Annotated in this window: 12 protein-coding genes; all 12 read right to left on the bottom strand. The window is 44.6% G+C overall.

What is annotated here, in order from left to right; genetic code table 11:
- Positions 1-13: 13 nt before the first annotated feature.
- The 12 genes from EO130_RS15665 to EO130_RS02665 all read right to left on the bottom strand — a co-directional run bounded on the left by EO130_RS15665 (position 14) and on the right by EO130_RS02665 (position 14655).
- Entirely contained in the window at positions 14-289 is a 276-nt protein-coding gene (locus EO130_RS15665) for a sodium:solute symporter family transporter (RefSeq protein ID WP_313781245.1), read from the bottom strand.
- A 220-nt stretch (positions 290-509) separates the two neighbouring features.
- Positions 510-1538 carry a UDP-glucose 4-epimerase GalE gene (gene galE / locus EO130_RS02715; RefSeq protein WP_127139981.1) on the bottom strand — a complete coding sequence of 343 codons (1029 nt, stop codon included), beginning with the start codon at positions 1536-1538 and terminating at the stop codon, positions 510-512.
- Positions 1539-1544: 6 nt separating this feature from the next.
- A complete protein-coding gene (locus tag EO130_RS02710; RefSeq protein ID WP_206513113.1) occupies positions 1545-2681 on the bottom strand; it encodes a formylglycine-generating enzyme family protein in 1137 nt (378 codons plus the stop codon).
- Positions 2682-2684: 3 nt separating this feature from the next.
- Entirely contained in the window at positions 2685-3734 is a 1050-nt protein-coding gene (locus EO130_RS02705) for a LacI family DNA-binding transcriptional regulator (RefSeq protein ID WP_127139980.1), read from the bottom strand.
- A gap of 4 nt (positions 3735-3738) precedes the next feature.
- The gene (locus EO130_RS02700) at positions 3739-4785 is read right to left on the bottom strand and encodes a UDP-glucose--hexose-1-phosphate uridylyltransferase (protein ID WP_127139979.1); all 1047 of its coding nucleotides are present in this window, start codon (positions 4783-4785) and stop codon (positions 3739-3741) included.
- A 5-nt stretch (positions 4786-4790) separates the two neighbouring features.
- The gene (gene galK / locus EO130_RS02695; RefSeq protein ID WP_127139978.1) at positions 4791-5900 is read right to left on the bottom strand and encodes a galactokinase; all 1110 of its coding nucleotides are present in this window, start codon (positions 5898-5900) and stop codon (positions 4791-4793) included.
- A gap of 8 nt (positions 5901-5908) precedes the next feature.
- On the bottom strand, positions 5909-7462 hold the full coding sequence (locus EO130_RS02690; protein WP_127140012.1) for a sulfatase family protein: 1554 nt from the start codon (positions 7460-7462) through the stop codon (positions 5909-5911).
- Between the two features lie 13 nt (positions 7463-7475).
- On the bottom strand, positions 7476-8612 hold the full coding sequence (locus EO130_RS02685; RefSeq protein WP_241244283.1) for an aldose epimerase family protein: 1137 nt from the start codon (positions 8610-8612) through the stop codon (positions 7476-7478).
- A gap of 119 nt (positions 8613-8731) precedes the next feature.
- Positions 8732-9610 carry a glycoside hydrolase family 43 protein gene (locus EO130_RS02680; RefSeq protein WP_164732860.1) on the bottom strand — a complete coding sequence of 293 codons (879 nt, stop codon included), beginning with the start codon at positions 9608-9610 and terminating at the stop codon, positions 8732-8734.
- Positions 9611-9826: 216 nt separating this feature from the next.
- Entirely contained in the window at positions 9827-11482 is a 1656-nt protein-coding gene (locus EO130_RS02675; RefSeq protein WP_127139975.1) for an arylsulfatase, read from the bottom strand.
- Positions 11483-11528: 46 nt separating this feature from the next.
- The gene (locus EO130_RS02670; RefSeq protein WP_164732859.1) at positions 11529-12995 is read right to left on the bottom strand and encodes a sulfatase family protein; all 1467 of its coding nucleotides are present in this window, start codon (positions 12993-12995) and stop codon (positions 11529-11531) included.
- Positions 12996-13167: 172 nt separating this feature from the next.
- Entirely contained in the window at positions 13168-14655 is a 1488-nt protein-coding gene (locus EO130_RS02665; protein ID WP_127139973.1) for a RagB/SusD family nutrient uptake outer membrane protein, read from the bottom strand.
- Positions 14656-14660 lie beyond the last annotated feature (5 nt).

The raw sequence follows: 14660 nt of genomic DNA, 5'->3' as shown, positions 1-14660 counted from the left end.
AGCCTTACCCCTTTTAGGACATCGCTAAATTCATAAAATTATCATTATGACCTCCTCCCAAATACAGCACCGAGGTAAGGTTCCCAAAAATGAACAAGCAGACCCAGAACACGGCCAAAATGGATTTTAAGTTGGTTGAGAATCGTTTTTCAATAAACTCCGGGATTGTATATAGGTCTTTCTCAATAAAAATGGGAATAAAATACTTTCCCACGATCAGCAAGGTCAAAGCCCCCATCCATTCATAGGAGGCAATGCCCAGTCCCAAGGCAAAACCTGACCCAGACATGCCAATAAATTGTTCCGCCGAAATGTTGGCCGCTCGCTATCAATGAGGCTCCAATCGCCCACCATGGCAGGAATTTTCCAGCTAAAAAATAGTCTTATGCACTCTTCGTTGTCCCTTTCTTCGTCCGGAAAACCCAAAGCCCTACCGACAATACCACAAGTGCATATAGTACGAATACCGGATAGTCCCAAAATTCAAAACTGTTTTCCATATTTTTTGATTAACCCTTTGTAGTTGTTTTTTTTATTCTTTGCTCCCAATCCCATGCAGATTTTATGGCATCACCAAGGTTGTATTTTACTTGCCATTCCAGAACTTCATTTGCTTTTTTTGTATCAGCATAGGCTTGGATCACATCACCAGGCCTTCTATCCACAATTTTATAGTTCAACGACTGTCCCGATACACGCTCGAAGCTCTGGATGACTTCCAGAACAGAGCTCCCCTTCCCCGTTCCCAGATTGAACACTTCGTAATTCAAATCATTCCTTCCTTGCATCAGACGATCTAAGGCCGCAACATGGGCCTTAGCCAAATCCACTACATGGACATAATCCCTGATACAGGTACCATCCTCCGTCGGATAGTCATCACCGAAAACGGACAACTCTTCACGAAGGCCAATAGCTGTTTGTGTAATAAAGGGAACCAAATTTTGTGGCACTCCTATGGGCAATTCCCCTATTTCTCCTGATGAATGGGCCCCTATCGGGTTAAAATAGCGCAGTGCTATGGCTTTGAGCTTTGGATTCACCTTACAGGTATCCCTGATAATCTCCTCTCCCACCTGTTTGGTATTGCCATATGGCGATGTTGCAGGCTTAACAGTAGCTGCCTCGGTAATAGGCAATTTGTCTGCCTCACCATATACAGTACAGGAACTACTAAAGATGAAGTTGGTCCCTCCCATTTTCTTTAACTCTTGAAGAAGGTAAATCAAAACAACAAGGTTGTTCTCATAGTATAAAAGGGGCTGATCTACACTCTGACCAACAGCCTTTAAAGCTGCAAAATGTATAACACCGGTAATTTCCTGATACTTTTTGAAGAAATCCATCACCTCTACTTTATCCTTGAGATCTACCCTTTCAAATATTGGGCGATGACCACATAATTTTTCTATCCCATCCAACACGCTAAGCTGCGAATTTGATAAATCATCGACAATGATTACCTCATGGCCTTTATTACAAAGCTCGACCACCGTATGAGACCCAATATATCCGAGTCCGCCTGTAACAAGTATCATAATCTCCTATTTTTTATTGTTATCCATTACTTCATTTGCAGCGAGCACCGTCCTAAAGCCCAGATGTTCCATACCGGAATCGGGACTGGTGGCCATCCGTGCCGAAATCCTATAGCTGGCACAGTAGGAGGCACTGCAAAGAAATGAACCTCCCTTTATCACCCGTTCCCTTACATAGGGGTTGTTACCATTGAAAGGTACTTCTGCGCCCCTGGGATTTTTGGGTGCTGCCGTATTGGATAACATTTCTTGATAATAATTGGTGTTGTACCAATCACTGGTCCATTCCCAAACATTACCTGCCATATCATAAAGGCCAAAATCATTTTTTGGATAAGACATCACTGGAGCAGTTCGCTCGAAGCCGTCCTTTTGGGTGTTTCTGACCGGAAACTCCCCTTCCCAAGTATTGGCGTGAAAGGCCAGCTGGGAGACATCATCGCCCCAAAAGAATATACTATCGTCCTTTCCTGCACGGGCAGCATACTCCCACTCGGCTTCCGTGGGCAATCTTCGTCCTGCCCAATCGGAATAGGCCAACGCATCCTCATAGGCGATATGGACCACGGGATGATCATCCTTCCCTTGAATATTACTTCTTGGGCCATAGGGTTGCTTCCAGTTGGCACCAATCTTCCATTCCCACCATTGCGAATAATCATAGAGGTTGGAAACACTGGACTTTGTCTTTTTGAATACCAATGAACCCGGCTGCAGTATAGAATCATGGGGTTTTTGAGTGCCCTGAGGCAGCTGCTTTTTCATTTCCTCCCATTTGATTTCCCGTTCGGCCACCGTAACATAGCCCGTTTCGGACACAAATCGGGCAAACTGTGCATTGGTCACCTCATGGATATCCATAAAAAAACCGTCCAACTCGACCGCATGTCTCGGTTTTTCATGGGCCATGGCCATCTTGTCCGTCGAAACGCCCCCCTGATAAAATTTTCCTCCGGGCACCCAGACCATTCCATCTGGTGCCTTTACATTTTCCGGTTGTCTTTTGATGACTTCATTACCATCGTTGGCAAGTCCCTTACTTTCCCCGTGGGCATTTCCCTTTTTACCATCGCATCCTATCAGCAATAGCAGGATACATACTGCGAAATGGCAAATTACCATGGTATTTTTCTTTCGTATCATGAATTAGTGTTTTATTTCTCTTTCGACATCCTTTACAATCAATGACTTTGTTGTTCCCCTGAGCAATAGTTCTGGGGTTATGATCGTTTTTTTCTTTTTGCTATTGGAACTCGTCATCCGATTTCTCAATAATGCAAAAGCCTTTGAACCCATTTTTTCCGCTTGTTGGGACACTACACTCAAGGCCGGAAAAGCCGACCGGGCCATGGGGCCATCGGTAAAGCCTATAATGGCTAGGTCGCTAGGCACCTGGAACCCCAATTCTCGGGCGGTATTCAATGTGTATATGGCGGATAGCTCGTCCGCAGCGAGGATACCATCCAATCCATGCCTGTTCAGAGCGGTAGAAAGTACCTGTTTGAAATTATTATAATTACTGAACTCGATAAAAGTAGGCTTATTGGTGGAACCCCATTGCTCCTTCCATGCATTTAAATAACCCTGCTTTCTGGATTGTCCAACGCTGGTATCCGAAATGGACGATAAGAACCCTATTTTTTTGCAACCAGTAGCCAACAAATGTTCGGTTGCCATGGAAGCGCCTTGATAATCATTCATGCTTACCGAGTCCAATGCAAGGTCATTGAACACTCGATCGAACATAACGATAGGTAGGCTATGGTTCATAATTCGTTGGATAGAGGTATAATCTTCGGTTTTTTGGGCCTCCTTTGAGAAAGAAATCAATATCCCGTCCACACAATGATTGACCAAACTTGCCAGATTCCTTACCTCTTGCTTTTTTTTGTCGCTCGAAAATGTAATCAGTACCGTAAAGCCATGCTTTGAAGCTTCTTTTTCGATACCGTGCAAAACCTTGCCGAAGAAGTCGTCGACAACATTGGGGACGACAACCCCTATGGTCTTCGTATATTTTGATTTTAGGCTCCTGGCATAGTGGTTGGGCACATACCCAAGACAATCTGCCATTTCCTTGACCCGCCTCTTAGTTTCCATGCTAATCTCGGGACTGTCCGCCAGGGCCTTAGACACCGTTGAAGGGGAAACCTTAAGGATTGCTGCCAAATCTTTTATATTGGTCATACCTGCCATGAAATCAACTAATTTTTTTACTGTAATGTATTTCTGAAAGCGAACTCAGCATTCGAGCCGCCTGTTCCGCCGTAATATCCCGCTGGGGATTGGCGAACATCTCATAACCGACCATGAACTTCTTGACCGTTGCCGATCGCAACAAGGGAGGGTAAAAGGACATGTGGAAATGCCATTCCTCGTGCTTCTTTCCGTCCGTAGGCGCTTGATGGATTCCCGAGGAATAGGGAAATGATGTCTCGAACAAATTGTCATATCTAATAGTGACCTCTTGGATGATCTTTGCAAAGCTTGTCCGTTCCCTATGGGTGAGTTGCGCAATGTGTTGGTAGTGCTTTTTGGGAGCGATCATTACCTCAAAGGGCCATACCGCCCAAAAGGGGACCAAGGCAATAAAGTCCTCATTTTGTGCGATGATCCGTTCATTGGCCTCTATTTCATGAATTAGGTAATCCTGCAATAGGCTGCCACCGTTTTCTTTCCAATAATTAAACTGTTGCACCGTCTTCTTTTCCACTTCCAAGGGTATGGAATTTTGTGCCCATATCTGTCCATGGGGATGTGGGTTGCTACAGCCCATCATATCACCTTTGTTTTCAAAAATCTGGACATGGTTGATACCTTCCCGTCCGCCCAAGTCCAGATATTCCCTTTGCCACAGAACCACGACCTTTTCGATGTCCACCCTTTCCATTAAGGGAAGGGTCAGGGAATGGTCTGGTGAAAAACATATCACCTTGCAAATACCGCTTTCCCCCATCGATCTCAATAGTCCGTCTTCCATAGTTTCTGTAGGGGTGTTTTCCAACAAAGCGGAATAATCATTGGTAAAGGAATACACCGCCTCGTAATTTGGGTTGGTCGCTCCACTGGCCCGAGTGTTCCCCGGGCATAGGTAACAGTCTGAATCGTGGGCTTTCCTTTCCTTAGTGACCTTGGTTTCCCGTTTTCCCTGCCAGGGCCTTTGGGTCCGATGGGGCGATACCAATATCCATTCACCGGTCAATATATTGTACCTTCTGTGCGCGTGTTCGTTTAAATTTAGTGCCATCGTTTTTAAATTAATCGGGTTCCTTGACTGGGACGGGTGATAAAATGTGAGAGCGCTATTTCGAACTTTGCATAATAGGCTCCAGAGACTTTTTTAAGATATCCCTCGACCTCATCTTTATGGATGATGTTGAGCGTACAGCCACCAAAGCCGCCACCGACCATTCGAGCTCCAAGTACGCTCTTCTCCTCTTTAGCCATGTCTACCAAAAAATCCAGTTCCGGACAACTGACCTCGTATTTGATCCGTTGTCCCAAGTGCGATTTGTACAACAACTCGCCCAAAGCGACAATGTCACCCCTTCTTAAGGCATCGGCCGCATCCAAGACCCGTTGGTTCTCCTCCAATATATAGGAACACCTTTTGTACAATACTTCGCCAAGCTTTCCGGCGCATGCATCCACCATTCCCCTGGTAATGGACCGATACGAAGGGTCCACTCCAAAATGTTCTGCCACCACTCTCAGCGCCGAAGCACTTTCCTCCCTCCTTGTATTATAGGCACTTGTAGCCAAGTTGTGCGAAACATTGGTGTTCAACATTAAAATGACATAGGAATCTAGGTGTGTGGGGATATATTCATGTTCAAGACTTTTACAATCCAAAAGTATCGAATGCCCCTCCTTTCCCATCATGGAGGCAAACTGGTCCATTATCCCACATTGGGTGCCCACAAAGTTATGCTCCGCTCTTTGGCACAGATGGATGAGCCGGCGTTTATCCAATCCTAAATCAAAAAGTTCGTTCAGCCCGTAGGCGAGGCCGCACTCCAGGGCCGCTGAGGAACTCACCCCTGAACCTACCGGTACGTCCGTGGTGATCGAGCAGTCGAAGCCCTTTACTCCTTGGGTGAGCAGCTGCAGCTCCCTAAGGACCCCCAGCACATAGTCGTGCCAACCTTCGGTCCCGGGCTTCAGGTCATACAGATCGGCCACAAAGGTGTTTTCGAACCCATCGCTCTTAATAGTACACCTGCTTTTTGTCCCGTTACTTCTAAGTTTCAAAAAAATATGTCTGTCAATGGCCGCCGGTAGGACAAAACCATCATTATAATCCGTATGCTCACCAATCAAATTGATTCTGCCTGGTGAAGCAATCGATACATCCCATGTCATAGTGGTCCTTATTTTAATTCAAGAGACTGGATATCGCTGTACCCCTTGCCCCTAATGGACTCGAAATTCTCGATCATCTCCCGTAACTTCTCAGGCTCTTTTTGGGCCAGATTGGTTTGTTGGCCAGGGTCTATTTCCAAATTAAAGAGCAAGTACCCATCGGAATTTCCCAGTTCTATATTGACCTTTTGCTCAACGGAAGGACCCTCATAAGGAGGTATCATTACCCAATCCCCCTCCCTGTAAGCTGTCCTTGTCGTGGCCTCCAGTACCACATTGGCCCGGCCCTTATCGGACCTCCCAAGAAAGGTTTCCAACAGGTTCTTACTGTCCGTCCCTTCAACCTCAATACCTGTAAGGCTTGCCAAAGACTTAAGAACGTCCAATTGTGAGACCAGGGCATCCGACACGCCTGGTTCCACCTTGCCCTCCCAATAGGTGATCAACGGGACACGCGTACCTGCCTCGAACAGACTGTACTTACCCCCTCTAAGCCCGCCATTGGGGTCGTGGCCGTTCAATTGCTCTACGGCCCTATCATAGTAACCATCGTTCAGTACAGGTCCATTGTCACTGGAAAGAATGATCAAGGTGTTATCCAATAAGCCCTCACTCCTCAGGGTTTCCACAAACTCCCCGATAGCCCAGTCGGCCTCCACGATAACATCTCCCCTGGGGCCCAACCCGGATGCCCGTGCAAACCTCGGGTGAGGGGTTCTGGGCACATGGGGCTGCTGCATGGCATAGTAGAGAAAAAACGGCCCCTCTTTATGGTCGGAGACAAAGGCCTGGGCCTGCTCCAAAAAGGTGTCCGTCATTTCCTCGTCAATCCATTTCGCGGATTCGCCTCCCTTCATAAAGCCGATTCTTGGAATCCCATTGACGATGCTGTTATTGTGTCCATGGTGCCACTCCATTCGCAACAGTTCTGGATTGTCCTTTCCCGTGGGCTCCCCATCGAAATTCCTCTCATAATCCACCTCAATGGGATCTTCAGTATCCAGATTTACCACCTTGCCATCCTCTATATAGACCGTGGGCACCCTGTCCTGTGTCGCCGCCATAATGAAGGAATAATCAAAGCCCACCTCATTGGGGCCTGGCTTTATTTCCTTATTCCAGTCCACTTCGCCCCTGCCCAGTCCAAGGTGCCATTTACCCACTATACCAGTGTAATAGCCTTTTTGTTTTAACATCTTTGGAATCGTGACCTGCGCGGTGTCGATGATCAAAGGGGCCGTACCGGGCAAAATCTTGGCTTCTTCGTTCTTCCAGGGGTAGACCCCGGTCAACAGCCCGTACCTGCTTGGCGTACAAGTGGCCGATGTCGCATAGCCATCGGTAAAGCGTACTCCCCCCTGTGCCAACTTATCCATATGGGGCGTTGACAGTTCAGTTGCACCGTATGCACCCACATCACCATACCCCAGATCATCGAGATAGATGATCACGATATTGGGAAGCTCTTCCTTTTTGTCGCCCTCCGGGATCTCTTTCTTTTTTTCTCCGTTCTTGCAGGCCCCTAAAAAAAGTACGGCCGCCATAAGCAATATGTTTTTCATCATGGTATTGCGATTAGTTGGTTTGTAAATCCCCTTGATCTGTCGTGAACCTGTAGACACAGGTGGACCGGTACTCCTGTCCGGGTTCCAGCAACGTGGTTGGAAAACCCTCCTGGTTCGGGGAGTCGGGAAAATGTTGTGTTTCCAGGCAAAAGGCACCTCGGTGCCCATAGGGCTTACCGGATTTTCCGATGGTGCCACCGTCCAAAAAGTTGCCACTGTAAAATTGCAGTCCCGGTTCGTCCGTAAGGACTTCCATGACCCTACCGCTGGTGGGTTCCAATACCCGTGCCGCCAAGGTAAGGCCATCCCCTCCCCTGACTTCCCTATTTAGAACAAAATTATGGTCGTAACCCTTTCCGGTTTGAAGCTGATGGTGGTCGGCACCCAAGTCCCGTCCTATTGGTTTTTCAGTACGAAAGTCAAAAGGAGTGCCTTCCACCGACCTCAGTTCGCCCGTGGGAATCATGTTTCCGTCAATAGGCGTATAACTACCTGCATTGATCTTGAGCAAATGCCCTTCGATACTGCCGCTTCCCTCCCCTGCCAGATTAAAGAAGGAGTGGTGTGTCAGGTTCACAATAGTAGCCCTATCGGTGGTAGCCCGATAACGGATGACCAGTTCATTTTGGTCGGTGAGCAGATAGTTGACCCTCACCTCTAAATTCCCTGGATACCCTTCGTCCATATGCGGTGAGGTCCCCGCGAATTCAAGCTCGTTATGTGACAACTGGCGACCTTCCCAAAATACATCACTAAAGCCAATATATCCCCCGTGCAAATGGTTGGCCCCATTGTTGGTTGCCAAAGTGTACTCCTTTCCTGCAATGGAAAATCTACCCTGTGATATTCTATTGGCATAGCGCCCCACAAAGGCCCCAAAATAACGTTCCCTTGCCTCCCGGTACCTTTGTAGATTCTCGAAACCCAGCACAATGTCCTTGAACTTTCCCTCCCGATCTGGAACCATAAGGGAAAGAAGCCGCTGACCGTAATTGGAAAAAATGGCCTCAAGTCCATGCTTGTTCTGCAAGACATAAAATTGAGTGTCATGGCCATCTGAATTACTTTTAAAATTTTCTGGTTTCAAGATTGTTTTTAGCTCGATATTCTTTTCAGTTTTTAAAGGGTTCATGTCCTTACAGCTCATGAAAATTATAAATGTCCATATAGGAAGATATTTCGATACAGTAATATTTTGTTTTGTTTTCATACTTAACCTCTTCGATGTTCAATTGGCTTTATCTGTAGTAGCGTATCGTATCCACATTATTTGTGATTCGCAGTTTTTAACAATCTAAAAGATCCGTGCTTTATAGATAGCATTTGCATAACCGTATCCCTATTAAATTCAAGAATACCAGTCTTTCTTGGTCTAAGTTTTTCTTTGGAATGGTGGGTATGAAATACATAAGCCAGTTTGTTCTTGCCATCTTTAAAAAAAACATCCCCATGTCCTGGTCCATTTTCATTAATCCTACCTCTGTCTATTAAGGCAGTATTACTGGGTTTAATCCATGGTCCAACAGGACTGGTACTTGTGGCATACCCCACGGCATAATAGGGGCTTCTGAAATTGTTGGCAGAGTAAAACAGATAATATTTACCGTCTAGCTTAACAACACTAGGTCCTTGTACACTTGTATTACTGAATTCATCACGATCCTCCCAATCCAACGATACCGATAAACATTTGATCAATGTGCCTTCTTTCATTGTTCTTAAGTCTTCCTCCAGTTCGACTACGAAAATTTCATTGTTATCCCCGATACGTCTTACATGGAACAAATATGTCTTGCCATCATCAAAAAAAATATAGGGGTCTATCAACCTTACATCCAATTTGAAATGATGCTTGTCTTGATTCACAAATGGGCCAAGTGGGGATCTGGATTGCGCCAAGGCCAGTTGCTCATTGGCCGTATAGATCATATAATAGCTACCGTTCCGCTTAACTACATGTGGGGCCCAAAAACCCGTATCCCCATAAGCATCACCTTTCCTAAGGGCGTACCCTTTCCCCTTCCACTCCAGTAAATCGTTTGATTCATACACCAAAAACCCTCGACCGGTACTGTCTTTTCCTCCGGATGTGGATCCATACAGATAGTATTTACCGTGATCTGAAAGGATCGTTGGATCTGCCAATAAAATATCACTTTGGCCATGGCGAGCAACACTACTGCAGGAAAATAGGAGAGCAATAGGGACGACTACCCAAATAAAGTTCAAGACTGTCCTCAAAATTTGTAAATTATTTTTGATCTCAAATACCATAAGAATCTCCTTTATCAATCTAAAATGAAAACGCCAACAAAGCATGTAAATCTATTTTCAATCAAAATATGCGGGAAATTATTAGACCTATTTGTCCCCGGACTTTCTATCAGCCCTGATTTTCAACACTTCTTCCCACGGTAAAACACCTACCTCTTGGGCCCACTCATCGTATTGTGCTATCATTTCATTGGCCTTTTCAGGGTATAATTCGATAATGTTGTTCGTTTCGGACCTATCCTTCTCCATATCGTATAGTTCCCAGGATTGGTCATCCTTCTTCCATTCTTGCACTAGTTTGAATTTTCCAAGTCGGACCGCTTTATTTCCTTCATGTTCCCAAAAAATAGGCCCGGTATGTAGCCTTTCCTTTGCCCCGGAAAAAATTGGAACTAAACTCTTTCCTGAATGCTGTTTTATGGAATTACCGTTGTATTCCGTTGGAAGCTCCGTACCCGCCAAATCCAAACAAGTCGCCATGATATCGGGCAAAAAGCCATAATCTTGAATCATGTTACCCCTGAGCTCCTGAGCAATACCTTCGGGCCAATGAACAATGAGCGGCGTGGCTATCCCTCCCTCGTGAACCCAATGCTTGTATTTCCTAAATGGTGTATTGGAAACATTAGCCCAAGCTTTCCCATAGGTAAGTGCATACCCTTCCTTGGTTTCCAATTGTTCCTTGGGACCACTGCCCAATTCATCAAACTCAGCGCAGGCCCCATTATCATTTAGAAATATAATAATGGTGTTATCGTATAGGTTTTTGGCTTTCAAATCTGCTACTAAACGACCAATATTTTGATCCATTCTATCTACCATAGCAGCATAAATGGCCATTCGCAAATCCATTTCTTGTTTCTTTTTTTCATCAAGAGAATTCCATGAGACAATAGCATCATGGCTTAAATTCCACGATGAATCTATTATCCCCATATCTTTCATGCTTTCATAACGCTGCAAACGTAGGTTTTCCCAACCTCCCATATATTTACCCCTGTATTTATCAATATCTTCCTTAGGGGCCTGTAACGGCCAGTGCGGCGCATTATAAGCTAAGTATAAAAAGAAAGGCTTATCTTGATTTTCACTTTTGGTTGTATTTATATATTCAATAGCCTTATCTGTAAAAACATCCGTTGTATAATAGTTTTTATCTTCGATAGTAATTATTTCATTACCTTCATATATGTTTCTTGGAGCTTCAGGTTTAAAATAATTTCCAGCACCTGCAATGAACCCATAGAATTTATCAAAACCACGCTGCATAGGCCACTGGGTTTTGTCATGAAAGCTTAAGTGCCATTTTCCAGACATCAGAGTTGAATAGCCAGAATCTCTCAGTACCTCAGCAATGGTGATGGTATTTGAGCTCAGTTTGCCTTGATATTCCGGAACCCCATAATTATGTTCGTTCCTATTGTTTGGTGTATTGGTCATATGACCAATTCCTGCTTGTTGAGGGTAGCAACCTGTCATTAGGGAAGCTCTGCTGGGACAACACCTTGCGGTATTGTAAAATTGTGTGAATTTTAAACCTCCCGAAGCTAGCTCGTTAAGATTTGGGGTGCTTATTTCACCTCCATAAGGTTGGAGATCCGAATACCCCATATCATCGGACATGATCAGTATAATGTTCGGACGCTCGCTTGTCACAACTTCCTTGCTCGCTACTTTCTTTTTACAAGAGGAGAAAATCAAAAACAACAAAATAACTACGAGATATTTTTTACTTAAAATCATACTATTTTTATATTTCTTACCATTTGAATACTTTGCATTACTACATTCATTGCGAAGATTTCTTCAGTGCGGGGTGTTCCTTTTTATCGAGGTGTTGTCGTTCCAATGCTTCCAATTCTGTCTCCAGCCCTTTGTCCCCCTGTTGCCGCATCCAGCGCTGTAGTTCCTGTTCCATTTCCTTTTTGATAGTCATCATTTCCGGATTCATTGCCAAATTCTTCTTTTCGAACGGATCTTTTTCCAAATCATATAATTCCCCATAAGGTCGGTTCTGATACTTTTTTACCCATTCCTGTTCCTGTCCTTTGGTTTGCGCCAACCAATTCTGATAAATGGTATGCTTATCCGTAATCATATTGGTGAATACCGTATCATATGACAAATTTTGTATGTAGCGGTATCTTTCCGACCGTACGGAGCGAACGGGGTATGATTCGGGACCATAAAAAATTCCACGTGTAGTTTGAACACCGTAAGTCCACTTTCTGTGTTCTTGGGTATGCCCTAAAAGTGCTGGCAAAAAGCTTTTGCCATCAAAACCTCGGTACCCGTTAGCATCGGATATTCCCGTATCGATATCTTCGGGGTTGACACCAACAGCTTCCAATAGCGTAGGTACTACGTCAACATACTGGGATATTGCCTTATTACGCGTATTGGGTTCGATTTTACCGGGCCACTTGGCAATAAATGCGGTTTTTAGACCAAGGTCATAGCAGGTCCATTTTCCAAATGGATAATAATAACCCTGTTCACTGGTAAAAATGGATATCGTATTATTGGTCTTACCTACCTGGTCAATTAATTTTAAGGTCTTGCCCAATAAACTGTCCATATAGGTAATCTCAGCATAATACTTCGTTAGGCTTTTCCGAGTTTCAGGTACATCCACCATGTATTCCGGAATTTCCAGCGCTTCAGGACGGTACTTTTCAGGATTTCCCCTGTTCCATGGTCCATGCGGCTGGTTTTGTGCAACGATTAGGAAAAATGGCCTTTCATCATTGATCACTGGAAGGACTTTTTCCAAATGGATATCGGGGCCATTTTTGCCATCGTCATGTTGTCGACCCCCTAGATATTCCATTGGAAATGAACTATCAGGACCATAGTGCTGTTTCCCGATTAATGCAACCCTATAACCAAGTTCCACAAAATAGTGCGCAAAACTTCTTACCCCATCATATACTTGGGAGTGATTGGGAAATGCCCCGCTTCGCACAGGAAAAAGCCCTGTCATTAATTGCTGGCGGGTTGGGGCACACATTGCTGTTGAAGTGAACATATTGTCAAAGGAAATGCCTTCTTGAGCCAATTTTTGGATATGCGGGGTCACCACGTCAGGGTTCCCATAGGGCTCACAATCACGCCATGTCATATCATCTGCCAAAAAAATGACAATATTTGGAAGCACTTTTTCTGGTTTCCCCTCAACTTTGGTCTCCCTCTTACATCCTGAAACTATCAGAATGATAAAAAAAATGGAGCAAATGCAGATTGTTCTTTCTTTCATGTGTTCATTATATTGAAAAAGCATTAAAAAGAATATTCTTAAATAGCTTATTCCTAGGAGTGTTTTATATGAAATCGCGGAGATGCGCCATTAGTCCTTGAAAAAGGGTGGTGTTGTACTGAACCACCCTTTTAATAAAACTAAACATCAACAAAACTTGTTTTCTTAAATGCTAATAACCTGGATTCTGGGTAAGGGAACCGTTGGAGACCCCAATCTCGTTCTGTGGAATGGGCAATCGAACGTGGAATTCTTGGATGTTTTCCCTTGGTGACTGTAAAAATGGTGAGGTAGTATTTCGCATGGTCTCAATATAAATTCCCCATCTGATCAAGTCATATCTACGATGCCCCTCGAAACTCAATTCGGTGGCGCGCTCTTTAATTATGGCTTGCCTCAGGCCATTTTGATCCATTCCCGACAACATGGTGATACCCGCACGCTCCCTAACCAAGTTGATATAGGGCAAGGCCGCTTCTGGATTACCCAATTCATTGAGCGCTTCAGCTTTTAATAATAATATATCCGCAAAGCGTAAAATAATAATATTGTTGCCCGATTCATCTCTTATTGGGGGTTCACTGTTATCAGGATTATGATATTTACCACTAATAGGTCCAGCTTCAGGGGTTCTGTTGGACTCCAATACCTCCGTCTGACCATTGATTTGGACCGTTTCCACGTAACTGATATCCAATCGCAAATCGCCTGGTTCAAACATTGCCCTCAATTCAGGAGTCGGCAGCATATTCTCAAATCCTCCCCATAGTGCGTTCACGCCACCCACTTGCGGATCTCTGGAACCAGTCTGCTGGGTGATGGTCGAGCCACGCTCATTTTTTACAAATTGTACTTCCCAGATGATTTCATTCACCAAGTTTCCGTTTTTATCAGGGAACATTTGGTTTTCGTTGACCTCCCTGAAAATTCTGTTGTAGTCTGAAAACAGGCCGAATTGATTGGAGTTGATAATCTGATCCAAAAAAGTATTGGCCTGATCAAACTCCCCTAAGGTCATATGTACTTTGGCAAGCATTCCTATCGCAGCCCATTTTGTGGCACGCCCCAATTCCCCGGAACCGTAACTTTCAGGTAGTGATTGGACAGCATCGCCCAAATCCTGTTTGATCAATTGATAGACCTCTTGCTCTGTGTTTCTGGTTACCCCAACCAGCTCATCAGGACCAGAAAGTATACCGTCTATGATGGGCACTCCACCGTATTTTCTTACCAACGAAAAGTAATAGTAGGCCCTTAGAAACTTGGCTTCGGCAATTAATCGATTCTTAAGTGCCTCATCCATATCCACGTTGGGCACCAAATCAATTACGGCATTGCACCGGGCAACACCTTGATAATCCGTTCTCCAAAAACCAACAGCGTCGTCATCAAACTCGTTTAGGTTGATGAACCAAGTAATAGGGCGTTGGTTATGAAACCCCTGAAAGGCTTCATCCGTACCCACAAAACCATAATAAAGATCACGGTTATTTGAATGTAATCTGGAATATGCCGCATTGGTGGCAGCAACCGCATCTTTTTCATTGTTGGGAAACGACTCCGGAGTCAAAAAACTTTTTGGATCCTCGGTCAAAATATCACCACTGCAAGAGCAAAGCACGAGAACATATAAAACAAGTATTTTAGCTATATTTTTCATATCTA

This window comes from Flagellimonas marinaquae (genome assembly GCF_003992675.1).
Classification (GTDB): Bacteria; Bacteroidota; Bacteroidia; order Flavobacteriales; family Flavobacteriaceae; genus Flagellimonas; species Flagellimonas marinaquae.
Note: the sequence above shows the minus strand (reverse complement) of the source record. Positions and strands in the feature narration are given on the sequence as shown.